This window comes from Pantoea sp. SGAir0215 (genome assembly GCF_043543215.1).
Map to the genome: position 1 here is coordinate 878,358 of NZ_CP028031.1, position 21,768 is coordinate 900,125.

The following is a 21,768-nucleotide window of genomic DNA, read 5'->3' on the forward strand; positions in this document are numbered from 1 at the left end:
ACACTAAAGCATGATAATGCCAGAAAACATCCCTTTATTTTCGAGGCGTGAAATGAGTGATAAAAACCCGATAGCACAAAAGATAGCGCGCCTGATGCAATGGGTGCTGAATGCAGGATTGCTGATTCTGGCGTTCATTTTAATGGTCTTCCTGGGCAAAGAGACGGTCCATTTAGCCAACGTCCTGTTCAGCACGGGCGAGCAGGCGTCCTCCTATCTTCTGATCGAAGGCATCGTGATTTACTTCCTTTACTTTGAGTTTATTGCCCTCATCGTGAAGTACTTCCAGTCGGGTTACCATTTCCCGTTACGCTATTTCGTCTATATCGGCATCACGGCTATCATCAGGCTGATTATCGTCGACCACAAAAATCCCTTTGATACGCTGTGCTACTCGGCTGCTATTCTGCTGCTGGTTATCACCCTGTGGCTGGCAAACAGTAACCGGCTTAAGCGCGAATAACCTCGCGTTTGCATGACGGACGGGTGTGCCGTGAATCGCTCTGCGCTAAACTACCTGCCTGAAAATTTTTGGGGGAAAGTGTCATGACGCAAGACCCGCTCCGTTTATTACGTTCACTCAACTGGCTGGCGCTGGACGGTGCTGCTCTGTCGCCATCACTTCGTGACTGGCTGATGGAGGAGGACTCTATGACCAGGCGCTTCGAACAGCATTGCCAGAAGGTCAGGGTGGAGCCCGTTCGTGAAGGGTTTATCCACGCTGACGAATTAGGTGACGAAGGTGCGCTGTTACCCGCTGATCAGCGCTTCTGGCTGCGTGAAGTGATCCTGTATGGCGACGAACAACCCTGGCTGGCGGGACGCACGCTGGTGCCTGAAAGCACCCTGAACGGTCCCGAAGCGATGTTGCAGCAGCTCGGAACGCGACCGCTGGGACGTTACCTGTTCTCCTCTTCAACCCTGACCCGCGATTTTATCGAGCCCGGTAACGTTGAATCGCTGTGGGGACGTCGGTCGCGCCTGCGTTTATCGGGGAAGCCCCTGCTACTAACCGAATTATTTTTACCGGCGTCGCCGGTTTACCGTTACCAGGGTTAAGGATTTGACCTGTGCAAAACAGACAACAAATGACCAAATGGCAGGCTTACAGCCGCCTCATGCGAATTGATAAACCTATTGGCACGCTGCTGCTGCTGTGGCCGACGTTGTGGGCGCTGTGGCTGGCTAACAGGGCGATGCCGCCGTTACCGGTACTGATCGTGTTTGTCGCGGGCGTATTTGTCATGCGTGCAGCCGGCTGTGTGATTAACGATTATGCTGACCGTAAAGTCGACGGCCATGTGGAACGCACAAAGCTCCGGCCACTGGCCAGCGGTGCTGTCACGGCGAAAGAGGCCAAAATGCTGTTTGTGGTACTGGGGCTGATCGCGTTTGGCCTGGTACTGAGCATGAACCTGATGACGATTATGCTTTCTGTTGTCGGGCTGGCGCTTGCCTGGGTTTATCCTTTTATGAAGCGCTATACGCATTTGCCGCAGGTAGTCCTTGGCGCCGCATTTGGCTGGGCAATTCCCATGGCCTGGGCCGCGGTTAGTGAGTCCTTACCTCTGGTTTGCTGGCTGGTCTTTCTCGCCAACATTTGCTGGACGGTGGCCTACGATACGCAATATGCCATGGTGGATCGCGAGGACGACCTGAAGATTGGCGTGAAGTCCACAGCCATTCTGTTTGGCCAGTACGACAAATTGATTATCGGACTGCTGCAACTGGCGACGCTGGGGCTGATGGCGCTGGTAGGGACACGGCTGCATCTGAATGGGGCGTTTTACTGGACGCTGTTACTGGCGGGCGGTTTATTTGTTTATCAGCAAAAACTGATCGCAAAGCGCGCGCGTCAGGCCTGTTTCCAGGCGTTTCTGAATAACAATTATGTAGGGCTGGTGCTGTTTCTCGGCGTGTTAATGAATACTCCGCCGTTCTCAAACCTGTTATAGGGCAGGCACCGAACGTAGCGCCAGTGCGATGCACAGTGTGAGGTTCAGTAAGCAATAAAAAAGGCGACCAGTCAGGTCGCCTTTTTTGTCATGCCAGCACGTTAGCTGTGTGCAACGGCGCTCTCGATGGTCATACGGACATCGCTGGTGACCAGTTCTGCCAGAATGTGCCAGGTCGCCAGCGTCTGCGCCACATCCGCATCGCCACTGTCGCTGATATAGCCTTCATCGCGCAGGGTCAGTACCAGTGTAGAGAACACCGCTTTATCGAAAAACTCAGGCGCATTGATGCCATGCAGTACGCTCAGGCGCTGGGCCAGCGTGCGGCTCTCTTTTTCCAGCGTGCCGCGGTTGATGGTGGGCTTGGCGCTGAGAATCGAGAAGGTGATGGCGTAACGTTGCAGCGTTTCACGTACACCGGCAGCCAGCAACTGCAGCGTACGGTAACGTGCCGTGTTGAACGACAGCAGACCTGCCTCAACGGTAATCAGTCCCTGGCGCGCCAGCTCCTGGCATAAGTCAGCCAGCAGCTGCGGCAGCTGGTCGTTGCCCCAGCGCAGGAACAGCTCGCTCTTCAGCATGGGGTAAATCAGGCTGACCTGGCGCAGCAGTTCGGCTTCGCCCAGGTTACGGTGCTGCTGGATGATGGCCGCAATCAGAGAGGGCATCACCAGCATATGGTGGATGTTATTCCGGTAATAGGTCATCAGTACCGCCTGCTCGCGCGGCAGAATAATGATGTCGCCGATACTGTCCTTCTCACTCTCAAACTTGTTCATACTCAGCGCGTGATCCAGCAACGCTTCCGCAGACATGTCAGGCAAAGTGGCATCCGGCGAGTAGGGCACATTACGTAATAACTGGGTATAGCACTCCAGCTGCTCAATCAGCTGTTCACGGGTCAGTGAACGCTGGCGGGAAGCGAGCAGTGCCGTTACGCACAGGTTCATGGCGTTCGCGGCACCGGCTTCATTAATACGTACCATGATGGTGGCGGCGATATCATTGGCCGTTGGCGTTAACCAGCCCGGACGTTGCGCTTCAATGGGATCGATAGACTCACGCCATTCCGGTACGCGCTTGTTCAGATAGTTGATCAGCGGCAACGGCTCACCAAAGTTCACATAACCCTGGCCCAGGTTGCGCAGCTTACGCAGGCCGCGCACCATCTGCATAAAGCCTTCTTTCTCTTTTGCCGCACCGCGTAGCTCTTTAGCGTAGGTACCCACTTCCATTACATGTTCATAACCGATGTAAATGGGCACTAACGTGATAGGTCGCGTGCCGCCGCGCAGCATGGCCTGCAGCGTCATAGAGAGGGTGCCGGTTTTCGGATCCAGCAGTCGGCCGGTACGTGAGCGTCCACCTTCCACGAAATACTCGACGGAATAGCCGCGGGTAAAGAGCTCGCCAAGGTATTCACGGAACACGGTTGAATAGAGCTTGTTGCCTTTAAAGGTACGACGAATAAAGAAGGCACCCAGACGACGGAAAATCGGCCCGGCAGGCCAGAAGTTCAGGTTAATCCCTGCGGCAATATGTGGCGGAACCAGGCCCTGGTGATACAGCACATAAGACAGTAGCAGGTAGTCCATATGGCTGCGGTGGCAAGGCACATAAACAATTTCATGGCCGTCCTGCGCCAGCTGACGTACCCGCTCACCGCCGTTAACGTTGATCCCCTGATAGAGTCGGCTCCAGAGCCAGCCCATCACGCGGTCGGTGATACGAATCGCTTCGTAGGAAAAGTTGGCCGCAATTTCTTCCATCATTTCAATGGCGTTTTGCTGCGCTTTCTCATGGGAGATTTTCTTGCTACGCGCCTCGTCTTCCACAGCTTTTTCAATCGCCTTCGACTGCAACAGGCGATTGAATAAATCCTGGCGAGCCGGCAGGCGCGGTCCCACCGCAGCCAGGCGCTGACGGGCAAAATGGATGCGCGCTACGCGAGCCAGCTTCTGCGCAATCGACTTGTCGGTACCGTGTTCGGTCGCCATACGACGCAGGGAGACCGTGGGCGAAAAACGCACAAAACTGTCGCGGCCATGCCAGAGAACGGCAAAGAATTTTTGAATGCCGTTAAGGAGCCGCAAATGAGGCGGATGATCGTCGCCCTGGACTTCCCGACCCGGCGCACGGCCAAACATGACTGAAACCGGTAACATCTGAACATCAAGTTCAGGGTTGCTGCGGTGCAGATCAAGATATTCGTGGAAGATTTTGACCGATTCAAGGCTGGGCACAAAATAGGGGAACACACGCGGACCGTCATTAATAAAAACATGACGCGGCAACAGGGCGCCGTCTATCTCCAGCGGAATAAGCGGATCAGGCAGATCGTGCCGGATGCACTGCGCGCGTAAAGTCAGGAGATCGGCCTTTGAATCATAAGGCAGGACATACATAATAGGCCGGGTAGGATCCAGCCCATGTTCGGAGACGGGATCAGCCGGAATGGCCTTACTCTTTACCAGAAATGAAAGGGGTAAGTTCAGCAATTTATAAAAAATTTTACGCCAACCTGACATAGACAACATGAAGCCTCTTGTTAGCAAAGCGGCGCAAGCATATCAGAACGCGCAGCAAAAATCTGTGACAGCGACAATTGTGCGCTGCCCGGTATTGACGTCAATCCTTTGAAAAGAGTTCCTTTATCATGACAAATAATGTCACCGGCATTACCCGGATTGTGAAAGCGGCTGGCTACTCATGGCAAGGTCTTCGCGCCGCCTGGCAGCATGAAGCTGCCTTCCGCCAGGAAGCCGTAATTTCACTGGCGGCAATTATCCTGGCCTGCTGGCTGGATGTCGATACTATTTCGCGCATCCTGATGATTGGCGCGGTCATGCTGGTGATGATTGTTGAAGTTCTGAACAGCGCCATCGAAGCGGTGGTGGACCGCACAGGGCAGGAACGTCACCCTCTTGCCGGCCGTGCCAAAGATATGGGATCGGCCGCTGTTTTGCTGGCAATAGTACTGGCCCTGTTCGTTTGGGGAACGCTACTTTGGTCGCATTTGCGATAAGCATTCCATCTCCCGTCAAATTACTGATTTTGGCCTGACTTTTGGTTTCCATTTCACCAATACCTGTATATACTCACAGCGACTGTATAAACAACCAGGGGGCGGGATGAAAGCATTAACCAGCAGGCAGCAACAGGTCTACGACTTGATTCGCGACCACATTAATCAAACGGGCATGCCGCCTACGCGTGCAGAAATTGCTGCGCAACTGGGCTTCCGCTCACCTAACGCGGCAGAAGAGCATCTGAAAGCGCTGTCGCGTAAAGGCGTGATTGAAATCGTCTCTGGTGCGTCCCGCGGTATCCGTTTGTTAATGGAAGAAGAACCTTCAGATGGCCTGCCACTCATTGGGCGCGTTGCGGCGGGTGAGCCGTTGCTGGCCCAGGAACATATCGAAACCCACTACAAAGTGGATCCAGACATGTTCAAGCCCTCTGCCGATTTCCTGCTGCGCGTTAGCGGCATGTCAATGAAAGACATTGGCATCATGGATGGTGATTTGCTGGCCGTGCATAAAACGCAGGAAGTGCGTAATGGTCAGGTGGTGGTAGCGCGCATTGACGACGAAGTCACTGTGAAGCGCTGGAAAAAACAGGGATCAGTGGTGCATCTGTTACCTGAAAATACGGATTTTGAGCCTATCATTGTCGATACACGTGCGCAGTCGCTGACGGTTGAAGGTCTGGCGGTTGGCATCGTACGTAACGGTGAGTGGTTATAAATCCTCCTAAGGTTGGCTCTTTACGTCAACCTTGACGTTACCCAGTCTGCCCCTGTTTTGCCGCTGTGGGTTCATCTGTAACACCAGCGGCGCATTGCACGGACGTTACATGCGCTTCCTGACAGCTACCGATAAAAAACTGTGGCGGCTGGCGCTGCCCATGATCCTGTCAAATATCACCGTTCCTCTGCTCGGCTTAGTCGATACAGCCGTTATTGGCCATCTCGACAGCCCGGTTTATCTGGGCGGCGTTGCGGTCGGGACGACCGTTACCAGTTTCATCTTCATGCTGCTGCTTTTTCTGCGTATGAGCACGACAGGCCTGACGGCTCAGGCGTTTGGCGCGGGCGATAAAACGGCGCTGGCGCGCGCATTGGCACAGCCCCTGATCATTGCCTTACTGGCCGGCAGCCTGTTTATTGCCCTGCGTCATCCTGTTACGGCATTAGCAACCCGCTTTATCGGCGGAGAGGCCGCCGTGCTTGAGCAGGCTGCGCTGTTTATCCATATTCGCTGGCTCAGTGCGCCCGCCATGCTGGCTAACCTGGTGATTCTGGGCTGGCTGCTGGGCGTACAGTATGCCAGAGCGCCGGTCATCCTGCTGGTGGTGGGCAACGTTATCAATATTCTGCTGGACCTCTGGCTAGTGCTGGGGCTGCACTGGGGCGTAGCCGGGGCTGCAGCCGCGACGGCTATCGCGGAATATGCGACGTTGCTGGTCGGGGCACTTATGGTCTGGCGCGTGCTGGCGCTGCGTGGTATCACGCTGCACAGTCTGGTCCATAGCTGGCGTGGCGATATCCACCGCCTGCTGCGCCTGAATCGCGATATCCTGCTGCGTACCTTACTGTTACAGCTTTGCTTTGCCTCTCTGACCGTGCTGGGAACGCGTATCGGACCTGATGTGGTGGCGGTAAATGCCATCCTGCTGATGTTCATGACGTTTACCGCCTATGCGCTGGATGGCTTTGCTTACGCCGTCGAAGCCTTTGCTGGTGAGGCACACGGCGCAAAAGACGGCAGCAGGTTGCAACTGGTATGGATTGCTGCCTGCCGTCAGGCCCTGTCAGTCGCGCTGTTTTTCTCCCTGGTCTATGCTGTTTGTGGCTATCAGATCGTGGCTCTCCTGACATCGATTCCCGCACTTCAACAGGCGGCTGACCGCTTTCTGCCGTGGCAGGTTGTCATGCCGCTGGTTGGCGTCTGGTGCTATCTGCTGGATGGCATGTTTATTGGTGCGACCCGCGGAAGAGAAATGCGCAACAGTATGGCGATTGCCGCACTGGGCTATTTCCTGACGCTGTTAACCGTGCCTTTTATCGGTAATCACGGTCTATGGCTGGCGATAGCCGTTTTTCTGGCGCTTCGCGGCCTGTCACTTTGGCTGGTCTGGCGCAGGCACTGGCGCAATGGCACCTGGTTTAGCGCCTGAGCAACTTGCCTGAAATATGACGCAGGATACATAAAATTTTCATTTTTTCCGGCAAAACTGAAATTAGCTACTACAATTATCTTTGAATGGCGCTATTAAACAGCGCTTTATATCGTAATTTTGCCTGATGGCAAAATAAAGCGAAATCGAAGGATGACGTGGAGGTCTGCAATGAATAAAGACGAAGCGAGTGGTAACTGGAAACAGTTCAAAGGAAAAATGAAAGAGAAATGGGGCAAGCTGACCGATGATGACATGCAAGTCATTGAAGGTAAACGCGATCAGCTGGTCGGCAAAATTCAGGAACGTTACGGCTACGCGAAAGATCAGGCGGAGAAAGAAGTAACGGACTGGGAAGGTCACAACAAGGATTACCGCTGGTAATCACGTTATTCAGGGATGCTCCTACCCGGGCCGGTACGCTCATGCCGGCCAGACCGCACAAGGATGTGCAATTAACTTCGTTTACTGCGTTTCTTCCCGTCAGCCTGATGGTCATGATCACAATGTTCATGCTGTTCACAGGCTTCAACTTCCGCACAGTTTTCACATAACCCGTGCGCCTCTATCACGCTATGCCGTAGGACAAAGCTTGCCTCTTGCGCCAGCGATGCGATGATTTTTTCTGCGCCCTGCGCCTGCTTTTCCGTGACCACTGCACAGCGATCGCAGACCAGCATCACCGATGTATGGGCGGGTGCGTCGAAATGGTGACACATCACATAGCTGTTATTGGACTCGACGCGGTGGATAAAACCCTGCTCAAGAAGAAAATCCAGCGCACGGTAGACGGTAGGAGGCTTGGCCTGGGGCTCACTGACACGCAACTGATCAAGCAGGTCATAAGCACTGATCGATCCTGGCTGTCCGGCCATCAACCGCAGGACCTCTGCGCGCTGGGTCGTCAGGCGTACACCGCGCTGTAAACACAGTTTCTCAGCCTGGGTCATGATTTGCTCTGGCGTCATGGTTGACATGGAATTTCTCCGTTTGACAGGTGATGTTATCTTATCACATTAATGATACGTACGATGCACCTTGCCTGTCTGCACCTCCTCCCTTTATCCGTGCTTATCTGTTCCTTACGACTTTGCGCCCGTCTGCGATGCCAATATATGTCAGAATGTTTGTAAATATTTTTTCCTTTTGCTTTACATCTCACTGAGTTAAGAACTAATGTTTAAAAGTTCTTAATAAAGTGCTGGTCCCGGCCTCCTTCTGTTAACGCTTTTTGGACGGTAACCAGACATAACGGATCGAAAAATAATCAATCAATGGAATTGCGCCACTATTTACTCTGAATTCACAGCAATAAAGCGTTAGCCATCCTCCACAATGGGGCTAACAAACTATTCGGTCGTTAATGTTTTAACGGCAATTTTTCAGGTGATGATAAGCAAATGGCAAAATTAACCGTCCCACGTTCCGTTCTGGTTTTCCCTGCAGTGTTTAATGCTCTGGTTTTTTCATCATCCGCGCTGGCCGCGGGAACCTGGTACGATGCCCGTAACGATGCAATGGGGGGAACGGGCGTGGCGTCCTCTACCTACGGGTCTGCCGTTTTAGCTAACCCGGCGTTAATGACCAAAGCAAAACCCGATGACAACGTCAGCATCATCTTTCCCAGTGCGGGCGCGCAAATTACTGATAAAGACAAGATGGTCGATAAGATCGATAACATCACTGATACGGTAAATCGCTATCAGGATCTGTTTGATAATGCCTCGACATTAGAGCTGCTGCGCCGTATTCCTGAGATTCAGGCTGCGTCAGGAGATCTGGCCAATACGCTCAGAGATTTACGCGGTAACAAAGCCAACGCGACAGCAGGTGTCGCGATTGCAGTCACCGTTCCGAATGAAACGCTGCCTTTTGCCTTTGTCACCAAAGCCTATGGTACGGCGCATGTCCGCGCGAATGTAAAAGAAGGCGATATCGTTATTTTACAAGGCGTGGCTGACGGAACGTTTGCCGGTATTCCTGGCGGTGTATTTGGTCTGCCTAATGTACAAAACTTGCTGGGCTCCAGCGCGAACGGGCTGGCTGCGCTAAATACCGATTATGGTATCGCCGTTGCCCATGAGTTCACGATTGCCGGCCATCCGGTGTCGATTGGTGTGACGCCTAAGCTGCAAAAGACCTGGCTGTATAACTATTCCGCCAGCGTGTATAACTACGATAAAAACGATTTACGGGATGGCCGCTACCGCAGCACCGAAAGCGGGTTCAACGTTGACGCCGGCCTGGCGACGGTATTCGCAGAAAACTGGACATTAGGCGTGACCGGACAGAACCTGGTATCACGTGACCTGCAAACCAAAGAGGTGAATGGCTATCAGGATACCTATGAAATCCGTCCATTAGTGACGGCGGGTTTAGCCTGGGATAAAGGGCCGGTAACGCTGACAGGCGATGTTGACCTGACCGAAACGCACCGTTTCAAATCTCAGGAAAACAGCCAGTATGCAGGCGTGGGCGCGGAATATCGCGTACTGGACTGGTTGCAGTTACGTGCCGGTTATCGCGCAGATATGCGTTCCAACGACGAAAATGTGGCGACCGCAGGCTTTGGGCTGTCACCGTTCAACAATTCTGTGCATCTGGATCTGGCAGGCTCGGTGGGGCAAAACAATACCTGGGGTGCCATGGCGCAACTCGGATTTAACCTCTGATTCCGTGCCATTAACGGGCGGGCGATACCTTGTCGGCCGCCCTTATGCTATCCTTGCGCAGAATATCATCACTGTTAACCACCGGATCGACTGCGCTTCATGACCGACACTTTTTCCTCCCAACGCTTCTCTGTTGCCCCCATGCTCGACTGGACAGATCGTCACTGTCGCTATTTCCATCGTCTGCTGACCGGCGATACGCTTCTGTATACCGAAATGGTCACCACGGGTGCCATTATTCACGGTAAAGGCGATTATCTGGCCTTTAGTGAAGAGGAGCACCCGGTCGCGTTACAACTGGGCGGCAGCGATCCGGCTGCACTGGCGCAGTGTGCAGCGCTGGCTGAACAGCGCGGTTACGATGAAGTTAACCTCAATGTGGGTTGCCCGTCAGATCGTGTTCAGAATGGCCGCTTTGGCGCCTGCCTGATGGCGGAAGCCGGGCTGGTCGCTGACGGCATTAAAGCGATGCGTGATGTGGTGGATATTCCGGTCACGGTCAAAACCCGTATCGGTATCGATGAACAGGACAGCTATGCCTTCCTGACCGATTTTATCGGTACTGTGGCAGAGCGCGGTGGCTGCGACACCTTTATCATTCATGCGCGCAAGGCATGGCTTTCGGGTCTGAGTCCGAAAGAAAACCGCGAGATTCCACCGCTTGATTACCCCCGGGTTTATCAGTTAAAGCGTGATTTTCCACAACTGACGATTGCCATTAACGGCGGCGTGAAAACGCTGGAAGAGGCTAAAACACATCTTCAGCACCTGGATGGTGTCATGATGGGCCGCGAGGCCTATCAAAACCCCGGCATCCTGGCGCATGTCGATCGGGAAGTGTTTGGCCGGGAACAGCCTGCCGCTGATCCGGTGGCGGTGGTGCGCGCCATGTACCCTTATATTGAAGCCGAGCTGGCAAAAGGCACGTACCTTGGCCATGTGACGCGCCATATGCTGGGGCTGTTCCAGGGGATCCCTGGCGCGCGCCAGTGGCGTCGTCACCTTAGCGAGAATGCCCATAAGCCCGGTGCCGATGTGCGGGTACTGGAGGCTGCATTAGCACTGGTCGCCGATAAGATCCCTCAGGAAGCCTGATACAGTTAAACCAGCCAGCCGGCTGGTTTTTTTTCACCATAATCTGATGAATCTCGCCAGGTTGATTTTGCATACTTCATACTTAACTCATCACTATCAACAGGTTACTTGTTGGCATGGTTCTTGTAATACGTAACGTATTCATCGTGAGGAGTAAACAAATGGACATTATTTTTGTATTCGGTTTCTTCCTGATGCTGTTGCTGACTGGCGTGTCCTTAATCGGCGTCATTGCTGCCCTGGTCGTGGCCACGATCGTGATGTTTGTCGGCGGTATGGTGATGCTGATTGTGAAGGTGCTGCCCTGGCTACTGCTGGCCGTGGCCGCAGTATGGCTCTATCGGCGCTTTTTCACTGACGAAGACACTCGCCAGCGCGTCCTGTACAGGCGCAGGATCCGCAGGCTGGAGCGGAATGGCAGGGGATAAATGTGTGCGTGATCACACAGTGAAAAATTGGTGCTCAGAATATTAACAACAATCATACTTTTTACTTATGTTTTCTGTCAGGATAGCTGTCGTTGATTCATAACATATTCATCGCTTCTGCCCCTACATCAGTGCGAATGAAAAATAAAAGAAGGGCTTCCTGCGGGAAGCCCTTTTTACATCAGGGAATCAGCAGGCTCGATCCCTGCGTCGCGCGGCTCTCCAGTAACTGGTGAGCGCGGCTGGCCTCTTTCAGTGCAAATTTTTGCTGCTCGGGCACATCGACCTTAATGGCGCCACTTGCCAGTAAAGAGAATAATTCTGCACTGGCCGTTTCCAGCTCCTGACGATTGGTGATGTAGCCGAACAGGGAAGGACGGGTAACAAACAGCGAGCCTTTCTTATTTAAAATGCTGAGATCAACATTGGTCACCGGCCCTGAAGCATTCCCGAAGCTCACCATCAGTCCCTGACGACGCAGGCAGTCCAGCGAGGCTTCCCAGGTCGCTTTCCCCACAGAGTCGTACACCACGCCAACCTTGTTGCCGCCGGTCAGCTCACTGACCCGTTGTGCAATGTCCTCTTGCTGATAATTAATGGTGGCCCAGGCTCCCGCATTTTTGGCCAGTGTCGCCTTTTCGGCGGAGCCGACGGTGCCGATCAGATGGGCGCCGAGCGCTTTTGCCCACTGGCAGGCAATCAACCCCACGCCACCCGCCGCGGCATGAAACAGAAAAATTTCGTCGGCTTTGAGCTTATAGGTCTGTCGTAACAGGTACTGCGTCGTCAGGCCTTTCAAAAAACTGGCGGCAGCCTGCTCGAAACTGATGGCGTCGGGTAACAGCATCAGACGGTCTTCCGCCACGTTATGCAGCTCGCTGTAAGCCCCGAGTGCGGCCTGACAGTACACGACGCGATCGCCGGGTTTGAAACGCGTGACCGCCGATCCCACGCGGGTGACCACACCCGCCGCCTCGGTGCCCAGACCAGAGGGAAAATGACCTGTCGGATACAGCCCGCTGCGCACGTAAGTATCAATATAGTTAATGCCAATCGCGCGGTTTTCGACCTGGATTTCATTATCGGCGGGATCGGCAGGCTCAAAATCAACCCAGGTCAGGACATCCGGGCCACCGTGTGCGTTGAACTGAATACGCTTTGCCATGCTTACTCCTGTGATTGTTTCATCATGAAGGTGAGGCACGCCCCTTAACTGAGGTATACTTGCGCGTCCCCACAGAAGATCGGTAATGCATTCACTATGGCAGGAAATAAACCCACCAACAAATCGAACGAAACGCAGGATCGCCAGTTAGAAGGCGTGAAAATGCCCCCGCATTCGCTGGAAGCGGAGCAGTCGGTGCTGGGTGGGTTAATGCTGGATAACGAGCGCTGGGACAACGTGTCCGAACGCGTCGTGGCAAATGATTTTTTCAATCGCTCGCACCGTCTTATTTTCTCCGAGATGCAGCGTCTGCTGGAAAACAGCAAACCTATCGACCTGATTACGCTGTCAGAATCGCTGGAAACGCGCGGCGAACTGGAGATGGCCGGCGGATTTGCTTACCTGGCTGAGCTGGCGAAAAACACGCCCAGTGCGGCGAACATCGGCGCTTACGCGGATATTGTGCGTGAACGTGCGGTCGTGCGCGAAATGATCGCCGTGGCGAATCAGATAGCCGATGCCGGTTATGATCCCCAGGGGCGCAGCAGTGAAGACCTGCTGGATTTTGCCGAGTCGAACGTATTTAAAATCGCTGAGGCGCGGGCTAACAAAGACGATGGCCCCAAAAACATCGAACAAATTCTGGAAGCGACGGTTTCACGGATTGAGTCGCTGTTTCAGACGCCGCACGATGGCGTCACGGGCATCGATACCGGTTATCAGGATCTGAATAAGAAAACGGCCGGGCTGCAACGCTCAGACTTAATTATCGTGGCCGCACGTCCCTCAATGGGTAAAACCACGTTCGCCATGAACCTGTGTGAAAACGCGGCGATGCTGCAGGACAAACCGGTACTGATTTTCAGTCTGGAGATGCCCAGCGAACAGATCATGATGCGTATGCTGGCCTCCTTGTCGCGGGTTGACCAAACCCGTATTCGTACCGGTCAACTTGACGATGAAGACTGGGCGCGCATTTCCGGCACGATGGGCATTTTGCTGGAAAAGAAGAATATGTATATCGATGATTCTTCTGGCCTGACGCCGACCGAGGTCCGTTCCCGCGCGCGTCGCATCTATCGTGAAAACGGTGGCCTCAGTCTGATCATGATCGACTACCTGCAGTTGATGCGCGTGCCCGCATTGTCAGATAACCGTACGCTGGAAATCGCCGAGATTTCCCGTTCATTAAAAGCGCTGGCAAAAGAGCTTAACGTGCCCGTGGTGGCGTTATCTCAGCTGAACCGCTCACTGGAGCAACGTGCCGATAAACGTCCCGTAAACTCGGATCTGCGTGAATCGGGTTCGATCGAGCAGGATGCTGACCTGATCATGTTTATTTACCGTGACGAGGTTTATCACGAAAACAGCGACCTGAAAGGGATCGCAGAGATCATTCTGGGTAAGCAGCGTAACGGCCCGATCGGTACCGTACGCCTGACATTTAACGGTCAGTGGTCACGCTTTGATAACTATGCAGGCCCGCAGTACGACGACGAATAATCCGTCACTGGCCTGCCATGCACGATCTGTGCATGGCAGGCAGGACCGTGCAAAATAGTGTTGGACAACGTCGCAGTGAATCGGGTTATCTGTAGCAAAGCGACACTGACACGCGACGGAAACAGCATGACGCACGTAGACGATTACGATCTAAAAATCCTTACTCTGCTCCAGTCTAATGGCCGTTTGACCAATCAGGAACTCAGCGATTTGGTCGGTCTTTCTGCTTCACAATGTTCACGTCGGCGTATCAATCTTGAACAGGCCAACCTGATTCTTGGCTATCACGCACGGCTGTCGCCGGACGCGGTGGGGCTGGGCATTGTCGGACTCATTGAAGTGCGGCTTATTAACCATACCGCCGACTATGTCGACAGCTTCCATCGCATGGTGGAACAGGAAGACGCAATTATTGATGCCTATAAAACCACCGGTGATGCCGACTACCTGCTGAAAGTCGCCGTGGCCGATTTGGCCTCACTGAGCGCGGTAATCAGCCAGCTGTTAGCCGGTCACCAGAGCGTTTCCCATGTCAAAACATCGGTGGTACTGGGCAGACTCAAAGAGAACGGATTAATGATGGGCGAGCAGCAGGCTGTGCGCCAAAAAAGGGCATAATGCGCGCAGGTGGTGCATGATGTGGCGGAATGATGCGTTTTTTATGCGTATTTGAGTCGTGCAATGCACAATCGACCTCCCCGGCGGGGCAGTAAAATCCGGTAAGACGCTTATGCCTGAGCGCCTGCACAGGCTGGCGCAGTTATTGCATTGGTGCTGCATCATTCGCACTGAGACTGCTTTATGGACAACATTGTACAACCCGCCGATATTCCTCACTCTCGCCTTGAAGATGCGCTGGCTATCCTGCTCGGCACCTTAATGGTCTCGTTTGGTGTGCTCATGCTGAAGCAGGCAGGCGCATTGACCGGCAGCACGGCTGGGCTGGCATTCCTCATCAGCTATCTGTCGCCCCTGTCATTTGGCAGCGTTTTCTTTGTAATCAACCTGCCGTTCTACTGGCTGGCTGTGAAGCGAATGGGCTGGGAATTTACGCTAAAAACCTTTTGTGCCGTGGGGCTGGTGTCGCTTTTTACCCATCTTCATCCCCTGTTTATGCATTTTTCCACACTGAATCCTTTTTATGCGGCATTGTTCGGTAACGTCATCATGGGGATTGGGTTTATAGTGTTGTTTCGCCATAAAGCCAGCCTGGGCGGGATCAATATCCTGGCGCTCTGGCTGCAAGACCGTTTCGGCATTCGCGCCGGTAAACTGCAAATGGCGGTCGATACCTGCGTGGTGCTGGCCTCGCTGTTTGTCGTCAGCCTGCCGATGTTGCTTGCGTCCATTGCGGGCGCGGTGATACTGAATATGATCATCGCAATGAACCATCGTCCCGGGCGGTACAGGGTTTAATCGCCCTTTTTTATTTCAAGAACAATCATGGAGATCTGCACCGTGTTCCAGAACGTTGATGCCTATGCTGGCGACCCGATTTTGTCGCTAATGGAAGCCTTTAAACAGGATCCGCGCGAGCATAAAGTGAACCTGAGTATTGGGCTTTATTACAACGAGCAAGGCATCATCCCTCAGCTGCAGGCGGTGGCTGATGCTGAAGAGCAGTTACGTGCCGAACCGCAGCAGGCTTCGCTCTATCTGCCTATGGAAGGATTAAATACCTACCGCAACGCGATAGCGCCACTGCTGTTCGGAGCCGATCATCCCGTATTAAAAGCGGGCCAGATCGCCTCGATTCAGACCCTGGGCGGCTCAGGTGCGTTGAAAGTCGGTGCGGATTTCCTGAAGCGTTATTTCCCGCAGTCCAACGTCTGGGTCAGCGATCCGACCTGGGAAAACCATATCGCCATCTTTAACGGTGCCGGTTTCGAGGTGAAGACCTATCCGTGGTATGACCCGGAAACCAACGGTGTACGTTTTGATGTGTTCCTGAGCACGCTTAAAACCCTGCCAAAGCAAAGCATCGTGCTGCTGCATCCGTGCTGTCATAACCCAACCGGGGCCGACCTGACCAATGCGCAGTGGGACGAAACCGTTGCCGTGCTGAAAGCACAGGAGCTGATCCCGTTCCTGGATATCGCTTATCAGGGCTTTGGTGCTGGCATGGAAGAGGATGCGTACGCGATGCGTGCGGTTGCTGCGGCAGGTCTGCCTGCGCTGGTCAGCAACTCCTTTTCAAAAATCTTCTCGCTGTATGGCGAGCGCGTCGGCGGCCTGTCTGTGGTATGTGACAGCGCTGAAGAGGCCAGCCGCGTATTAGGTCAGCTCAAAGCGACCGTCCGCCGTAACTATTCCAGCCCGCCAAACTTCGGCGCACAGGTTGTGGCCCGCGTGTTAAACGACGCTACGCTGAAAGCTAACTGGCTGGCCGAGGTCGAAGCCATGCGGTTGCGCATTATCGACATGCGCCAGGCGCTGGTACAGGTGATGAGTACGGCGCTACCCGGTAAGAACGTCGACTACCTGTTGAAGCAGCGCGGGATGTTCAGCTACACCGGCCTGAGTGCGCAGCAGGTGGACCGCCTGCGTGAAGAGTTTGGGATCTACCTCGTCGGCAGCGGCCGTATGTGTGTGGCAGGTCTGAACAGCAAAAACGTGCACCAGGTCGCGGAAGCCTTTGCGGCAGTAATGTAATTCCGCACACAATCTTCCCCGGGCCGCCAACCTTGTTGGCGGCTTTTTTATTTTTACGGATCGGGTTTACCTTTGCGCCACATTCTGCACACTTAACTGTGTCTCACAGATTCAGGAAAAAAGTATGTGGTATCAACAAACGTTGACCTTAAGCGCAAAATCGCGAGGTTTTCACCTCGTAACGGAAGAGATTGTGCAACAGTTGCCCGCACTCCGTGATATCCACACCGGATTACTCCATTTGCTGTTGCAGCATACGTCGGCCTCACTGACGCTGAATGAAAACTGCGATCCGACAGTGCGGAGCGACATGGAACAACACTTTATGCGCCATGTCCCGGAAGCGGCTCCTTATCAACACGATTACGAAGGCCGTGACGACATGCCCGCCCACATTAAGTCGTCCACGCTGGGCGTTTCACTGATGCTACCGGTGCAGCGTGGACAGCTGGTACTGGGCACCTGGCAGGGCATTTGGCTGGGGGAACATCGTATTCATGGCGGAGCCCGACGTATTGTGGCGACCTTACAAGGGGAATGAGTATGAATAATTCGGACTTACTGACGTACTGCATGAGCAAACCCGGCGCAGAGCAGAGCGTTCACAGCGACTGGAAAGCTACGCAGATCAAGAGCAACGGCGTGCTGTTTGCCATGGTGCATGAAGTCAAAGGGCGTCCGGCGGTGTCGCTCAAATCCTCGCCCGCGCTGGCTGAACTGATGCGGGATGAGCACAGCGATGTGTTTCCCAGTGAACATCTGAATAAATCACACTGGAACACGCTGTTTTTAGACGGCACGCTGAAAGATTCGCAAATTTACTATCTGGTGGATGCCTCTTTTCAGCAGGCAGATACCGGGCGGTAACGGCCCTTTCCCGGCGTGGGAAAGGGCACAGGACAGGATTACGCCGCCGCGTTTTTACGCAGCGTATCGATATCAATGACAAAGCGATATTTTACATCGCTCTTCAGCATACGTTCGTAAGCCTCGTTGATCTGATCCATGGCGATCAGCTCAATATCTGACGTGATGCCGTGTTTGCCACAGAAATCCAGCATCTCCTGGGTTTCAGCGATACCGCCAATCAGCGAGCCAGCGATGCTGCGGCGTTTAAAGATCAAATTGAAAACCTGTGGCGCGGGATGATCGTGTTCAGGCGCGCCGACCAGAGTCATATTGCCGTCACGCTTCAGCAAGGTAATAAACGGATTAAGGTCGTGTTGCGCCGCCACTGTGTTAAGAATGAAGTCAAAACTGTTGGCATGTTGCGCCATCTGGTCGGCATCTTTCGAAATGACCACTTCGTCTGCGCCCAGACGTTTTCCGTCTTCGATTTTTGACGGTGAGGTGGTGAATAACACGACATGCGCGCCCATCGCGTGAGCAATTTTTACGCCCATGTGCCCCAGGCCACCCAGCCCCACGATCCCGACTTTTTTACCCGGGCCGACATTCCAGTGACGCAGCGGTGAATAGGTGGTGATACCGGCACACAGCAGCGGTGCCACACCGGCCAGCTCCAGGTTTTCTGGAACACGCAGCACAAAGCTTTCATCCACTACCATAGAGGTGGAGTAACCACCGTAGGTGATAGCCCCTGTCTGGCGATCCTGACCGTTATACGTGCCGACAAAGCCATTTTCACAGTACTGCTCCAGACCTTCCTGACAACTTGGGCAGCTGCGGCAGGAATCAACCATACAGCCAACGCCGACCAGGTCGCCGACTTTGTACTTCTGCGTCTCGGGGCCGACTGCGGTCACGCGGCCAACAATCTCGTGTCCCGGAACCACAGGAAAAATGGTGTTTTTCCACTCATTGCGCGCCTGATGCAAGTCAGAATGACAAACGCCACAAAACAGCACGTCAAGCTGTACGTCATGAGCACGAAGCTCACGCGGTTTGAAATCAAACGGTGCCAGTTTGGACTTTGCATCCTGAGCAGCATACGCATGGGTAATGTTCATGGTGTCTCCAGTTAAAGTGTGTCGTGATTTTTCGATCAACGCCGCAGCATAACGCGCGCAGCAAGAAGGTGACGCCAGGGGCGTACCAAAGGGGAACGAATTAAGGATAGTCAGGGGAGGGAAAAGCGTATATGCCTATATGTGTCTGAATCTTGCCTGATCCTGCATTTTTCAGGGTAAATTGTGCAATCCCTGTAAGAAGGCCCGCGTGATGCGGGCCTGCAATTTTATTTTTTCAACAAGGGCTTAAGGAAGCGGGCCGTATGTGATTTTTCACATTCGGACACGGTTTCTGGCGTGCCTGCCACCAGAATTTCACCGCCGCCACTGCCGCCTTCCGGCCCCAGGTCGACAATCCAGTCCGCCGTTTTCACGACGTCGAGGTTGTGCTCAATGACCACGATGGTGTTGCCCTGATCGCGCAGTTGATGCAGCACTTCGAGCAGTTGCTGGATATCGGCAAAATGTAACCCGGTGGTGGGCTCATCCAGAATATACAACGTCTGTCCCGTGCCGCGCTTCGACAGCTCACGCGCCAGCTTGACGCGCTGCGCTTCACCACCGGACAGGGTGGTGGCCGACTGACCCAGGCGGATATAGGACAATCCAACGTCCATCAGCGTTTGCAGCTTACGCGCCAGGGCAGGAACGGCATCAAAGAACTCACGCGCTTCCTCAATCGTCATTTCCAGCACTTCGTGAATGCTTTTGCCTTTGTATTTAATCTCCAGCGTTTCACGGTTATAGCGTTTGCCTTTGCACTGATCGCACGGCACATAAATATCCGGCAGGAAGTGCATTTCCACTTTCAGCACGCCGTCGCCCTGACAGGCCTCACAACGTCCGCCACGCACGTTAAAGCTGAAACGGCCTGGGTTATAACCACGTGAACGTGATTCAGGCACGCCGGCAAACAGTTCACGAACCGGCGTAAAAATACCGGTGTAGGTGGCCGGGTTAGAGCGCGGCGTGCGGCCGATGGGGCTCTGGTCGATATCGATGACTTTATCGAAGTGCTCCAGACCGGCGACATCGCGATACGGTGCTGGCTCAGCAATGGTGGCCCCGTTCAGCGCGCGCTGGGCAATCGGGAACAGCGTATCGTTGATCAGCGTCGACTTCCCTGACCCGGAGACGCCGGTGATGCAGGTAAACAGGCCAACAGGCAGCGTTAAGGTGACGTCCTTCAGGTTGTTACCGCGCGCGCCCGTAATTTTCAGGACCTTCGAGGGATCGCCCTTCACGCGCGTTTCAGGCACGGCGATTGCGCGTTTGCCGCTGAGGAACTGGCCGGTCAGCGAAGCTTCTTCCGCCATAATCTGCTCAACCGTACCTTCCGCGACGATAGCACCGCCGTGCACGCCCGCGCCGGGACCGATATCGATCACGTGGTCGGCGGCGCGAATCGCGTCTTCATCGTGCTCGACCACAATCACGGTATTACCCAGATCGCGCAGGTGAATCAGCGTGCCCAGCAGGCGCTCGTTATCGCGCTGGTGCAGGCCGATTGACGGTTCATCCAGTACGTACATCACGCCGACCAGACCGGCGCCAATCTGGCTTGCCAGACGGATGCGCTGGGCTTCACCGCCCGACAGTGTTTCTGCAGAACGCGACATCGACAGGTAGTTCAGGCCGACATTGACCAGAAAACTCAGGCGATCGCCGATCTCTTTCAGCACTTTTTCCGCGATTTTAGCCCGCTGACCACTGAGTTTCAGATTTTCAAAAAACGCCATGGCATGACCGATGCTCATGTCTGAAATGGTCGGCAGCGTGGTGTTTTCGACATAGACGTGGCGCGCTTCACGACGCAGACGCGTGCCTTCACAGCTGGCGCAGGCGCGATTGCTGATAAATTTCGCCAGTTCTTCGCGTACCGCTGAGGATTCCGTCTCTTTATAACGGCGCTCCATATTGTTCAGCACGCCTTCGAACGGATGGCGGCGCACGGAGGTGTCGCCACGGTCATTAATATATTTAAATTCAATCGTTTCTTTGCCGGAACCGTACAGAATGACTTTCTGCACGCTGTCCTTGAGGCTGTTAAACGGCGCTTCTATATCGAAGTCGAGATGATCGGCGAGTGAGCGCAGCATCTGGAAGTAATAGAAGTTACGACGGTCCCAGCCACGGATGGCGCCGCCTGCCAGCGACAGCTCTGCATTTTGTACTACGCGATCGGGATCGAAATATTGCTGCACACCCAGACCGTCACAGGTCGGGCAGGCACCGGCGGGGTTGTTAAACGAAAACAGGCGCGGTTCCAGCTCACTCATGCTGTATCCGCAAACCGGACAGGCAAAGTTCGCGGAGAAGAGCAACTCTTCTGCCGCGCTGTCGTCCATATCGGCCACAATCGCGGTACCGCCAGAGAGTTCCAGCGCCGTTTCAAAGGATTCCGCCAGGCGTGTCGCCAGATCATCGCGGACTTTAAAGCGATCGATAACCACTTCAATGGTGTGTTTTTTCTGCAGTTCCAGCTTAGGAGGATCGGAAAGATCGCACACTTCGCCGTCGATCCGGGCGCGGATGTAGCCCTGCGTCGCCAGGTTTTCCAGCGTTTTGGTATGTTCACCTTTGCGATCTTTCACGACCGGTGCCAGCAGCATCAGACGGCGACCTTCGGGCTGTTCAAGCACCTGATCGACCATCTGGCTCACTGTCTGAGCAGCCAGCGGGACATCATGATCCGGGCAGCGCGGTTCACCCACGCGGGCAAACAGCAGGCGCAGATAATCGTGAATCTCCGTAATCGTGCCTACCGTCGATCGCGGGTTATGCGAGGTCGACTTTTGCTCAATGGAGATGGCCGGCGACAAACCCTCAATATGATCGACGTCAGGCTTCTCCATCAAAGACAGAAACTGGCGCGCATAGGCAGAGAGCGACTCCACATAGCGGCGTTGACCTTCCGCATACAGCGTATCAAACGCCAAAGAGGATTTACCGGACCCGGAAAGGCCAGTAACCACAATGAGTTTGTCGCGAGGGATGGTCAGGTTGATGTTTTTCAAATTATGGGTGCGGGCACCACGAACTTCGATCTTATCCATTCACCTTTCCCGGATTAGCTGCACTCACCGCGCCCTGTGACACGGCCAGAATAAACGCATCATTATGGCACAAAAAATAGACTGAATAAATATC

At 54.1% G+C, this 21,768-nt stretch carries 21 protein-coding genes; 16 read left to right on the forward strand and 5 right to left on the reverse strand.

The features are described from left to right. Window positions 1-52 precede the first annotated feature (52 nt). The 3 genes from psiE (at window position 53) to ubiA (ending at window position 1,955) form a co-directional block, all read left to right on the forward strand. Window positions 53-463 (forward strand): phosphate-starvation-inducible protein PsiE, encoded by a 411-nt coding sequence (psiE, locus tag C1N64_RS04195; protein ID WP_006121549.1) that lies wholly within the window; start codon window positions 53-55, stop codon window positions 461-463. An 83-nt stretch (window positions 464-546) separates the two neighbouring features. Continuing rightward, a complete protein-coding gene (ubiC, locus tag C1N64_RS04200; RefSeq protein WP_006121550.1) occupies window positions 547-1,059 on the forward strand; it encodes a chorismate lyase in 513 nt (170 codons plus the stop codon). A 29-nt stretch (window positions 1,060-1,088) separates the two neighbouring features. Next, the gene (ubiA, locus tag C1N64_RS04205) at window positions 1,089-1,955 is read left to right on the forward strand and encodes a 4-hydroxybenzoate octaprenyltransferase (RefSeq protein WP_191091184.1); all 867 of its coding nucleotides are present in this window, start codon (window positions 1,089-1,091) and stop codon (window positions 1,953-1,955) included. Between the two features lie 101 nt (window positions 1,956-2,056). Here the strand turns inward: ubiA and plsB are convergent, their stop codons facing one another. Beyond that, window positions 2,057-4,483 (reverse strand): glycerol-3-phosphate 1-O-acyltransferase PlsB, encoded by a 2,427-nt coding sequence (plsB, locus tag C1N64_RS04210; protein WP_394515491.1) that lies wholly within the window; start codon window positions 4,481-4,483, stop codon window positions 2,057-2,059. A 128-nt stretch (window positions 4,484-4,611) separates the two neighbouring features. On the opposite strand from plsB, the gene C1N64_RS04215 reads away from it, so the two are divergent. From C1N64_RS04215 to C1N64_RS04230, 4 genes are all read left to right on the forward strand, one after another. Beyond that, window positions 4,612-4,980 (forward strand): diacylglycerol kinase, encoded by a 369-nt coding sequence (locus tag C1N64_RS04215; RefSeq protein WP_006121553.1) that lies wholly within the window; start codon window positions 4,612-4,614, stop codon window positions 4,978-4,980. A gap of 106 nt (window positions 4,981-5,086) precedes the next feature. Then, window positions 5,087-5,701, forward strand: coding sequence for a transcriptional repressor LexA (gene lexA, locus C1N64_RS04220; RefSeq protein WP_006121554.1), 615 nt, complete (start codon window positions 5,087-5,089; stop codon window positions 5,699-5,701). Between the two features lie 109 nt (window positions 5,702-5,810). After that, window positions 5,811-7,133, forward strand: coding sequence for an MATE family efflux transporter DinF (gene dinF, locus C1N64_RS04225; protein ID WP_033738955.1), 1,323 nt, complete (start codon window positions 5,811-5,813; stop codon window positions 7,131-7,133). A gap of 171 nt (window positions 7,134-7,304) precedes the next feature. Next, complete coding sequence (locus C1N64_RS04230) at window positions 7,305-7,517, forward strand: CsbD family protein (RefSeq protein ID WP_006121556.1); 213 nt, start codon at window positions 7,305-7,307, stop codon at window positions 7,515-7,517. Between the two features lie 71 nt (window positions 7,518-7,588). On the opposite strand, the gene zur is transcribed toward C1N64_RS04230, so the two are convergent. Further along, window positions 7,589-8,110, reverse strand: a complete 522-nt coding sequence (gene zur / locus C1N64_RS04235; protein ID WP_033738958.1) for a zinc uptake transcriptional repressor Zur — start codon at window positions 8,108-8,110, stop codon at window positions 7,589-7,591. Between the two features lie 423 nt (window positions 8,111-8,533). On the opposite strand from zur, the gene C1N64_RS04240 reads away from it, so the two are divergent. The 3 genes from C1N64_RS04240 (at window position 8,534) to pspG (ending at window position 11,328) form a co-directional block, all read left to right on the forward strand. Further along, window positions 8,534-9,805, forward strand: a complete 1,272-nt coding sequence (locus C1N64_RS04240) for a conjugal transfer protein TraF (protein WP_394515268.1) — start codon at window positions 8,534-8,536, stop codon at window positions 9,803-9,805. A gap of 99 nt (window positions 9,806-9,904) precedes the next feature. Next, the gene (dusA, locus tag C1N64_RS04245) at window positions 9,905-10,900 is read left to right on the forward strand and encodes a tRNA dihydrouridine(20/20a) synthase DusA (protein ID WP_033738964.1); all 996 of its coding nucleotides are present in this window, start codon (window positions 9,905-9,907) and stop codon (window positions 10,898-10,900) included. A gap of 161 nt (window positions 10,901-11,061) precedes the next feature. Continuing rightward, window positions 11,062-11,328, forward strand: coding sequence for an envelope stress response protein PspG (pspG, locus tag C1N64_RS04250; protein WP_006121560.1), 267 nt, complete (start codon window positions 11,062-11,064; stop codon window positions 11,326-11,328). Between the two features lie 181 nt (window positions 11,329-11,509). Here the strand turns inward: pspG and C1N64_RS04255 are convergent, their stop codons facing one another. Beyond that, a complete protein-coding gene (locus C1N64_RS04255) occupies window positions 11,510-12,493 on the reverse strand; it encodes a quinone oxidoreductase (protein ID WP_394515269.1) in 984 nt (327 codons plus the stop codon). Window positions 12,494-12,589: 96 nt separating this feature from the next. On the opposite strand from C1N64_RS04255, the gene dnaB reads away from it, so the two are divergent. The 6 genes from dnaB (at window position 12,590) to C1N64_RS04285 (ending at window position 17,515) form a co-directional block, all read left to right on the forward strand. After that, window positions 12,590-13,996: a replicative DNA helicase gene (gene dnaB, locus C1N64_RS04260; protein WP_006121562.1), complete on the forward strand. Its 1,407-nt coding sequence runs from the start codon at window positions 12,590-12,592 to the stop codon at window positions 13,994-13,996. Between the two features lie 126 nt (window positions 13,997-14,122). Next, entirely contained in the window at window positions 14,123-14,614 is a 492-nt protein-coding gene (locus C1N64_RS04265; RefSeq protein ID WP_039339069.1) for an Lrp/AsnC family transcriptional regulator, read from the forward strand. 183 nt (window positions 14,615-14,797) lie between these two features. Next, window positions 14,798-15,412: a YitT family protein gene (locus C1N64_RS04270; RefSeq protein WP_006121564.1), complete on the forward strand. Its 615-nt coding sequence runs from the start codon at window positions 14,798-14,800 to the stop codon at window positions 15,410-15,412. 42 nt (window positions 15,413-15,454) lie between these two features. After that, window positions 15,455-16,648: an amino acid aminotransferase gene (locus C1N64_RS04275; RefSeq protein WP_394515492.1), complete on the forward strand. Its 1,194-nt coding sequence runs from the start codon at window positions 15,455-15,457 to the stop codon at window positions 16,646-16,648. A 124-nt stretch (window positions 16,649-16,772) separates the two neighbouring features. Next, window positions 16,773-17,189: a secondary thiamine-phosphate synthase enzyme YjbQ gene (locus C1N64_RS04280; protein ID WP_033738976.1), complete on the forward strand. Its 417-nt coding sequence runs from the start codon at window positions 16,773-16,775 to the stop codon at window positions 17,187-17,189. A 2-nt stretch (window positions 17,190-17,191) separates the two neighbouring features. Further along, window positions 17,192-17,515: an MmcQ/YjbR family DNA-binding protein gene (locus C1N64_RS04285; RefSeq protein WP_006121520.1), complete on the forward strand. Its 324-nt coding sequence runs from the start codon at window positions 17,192-17,194 to the stop codon at window positions 17,513-17,515. Between the two features lie 38 nt (window positions 17,516-17,553). Here C1N64_RS04285 and C1N64_RS04290 read toward each other — a convergent pair whose 3' ends face one another. Both C1N64_RS04290 and uvrA read right to left on the reverse strand, forming a co-directional pair. Beyond that, entirely contained in the window at window positions 17,554-18,618 is a 1,065-nt protein-coding gene (locus C1N64_RS04290; RefSeq protein ID WP_033738979.1) for an NAD(P)-dependent alcohol dehydrogenase, read from the reverse strand. A 227-nt stretch (window positions 18,619-18,845) separates the two neighbouring features. Continuing rightward, a complete protein-coding gene (uvrA, locus tag C1N64_RS04295; protein ID WP_033738980.1) occupies window positions 18,846-21,674 on the reverse strand; it encodes an excinuclease ABC subunit UvrA in 2,829 nt (942 codons plus the stop codon). Between the last annotated feature and the right edge of the window lie 94 nt (window positions 21,675-21,768).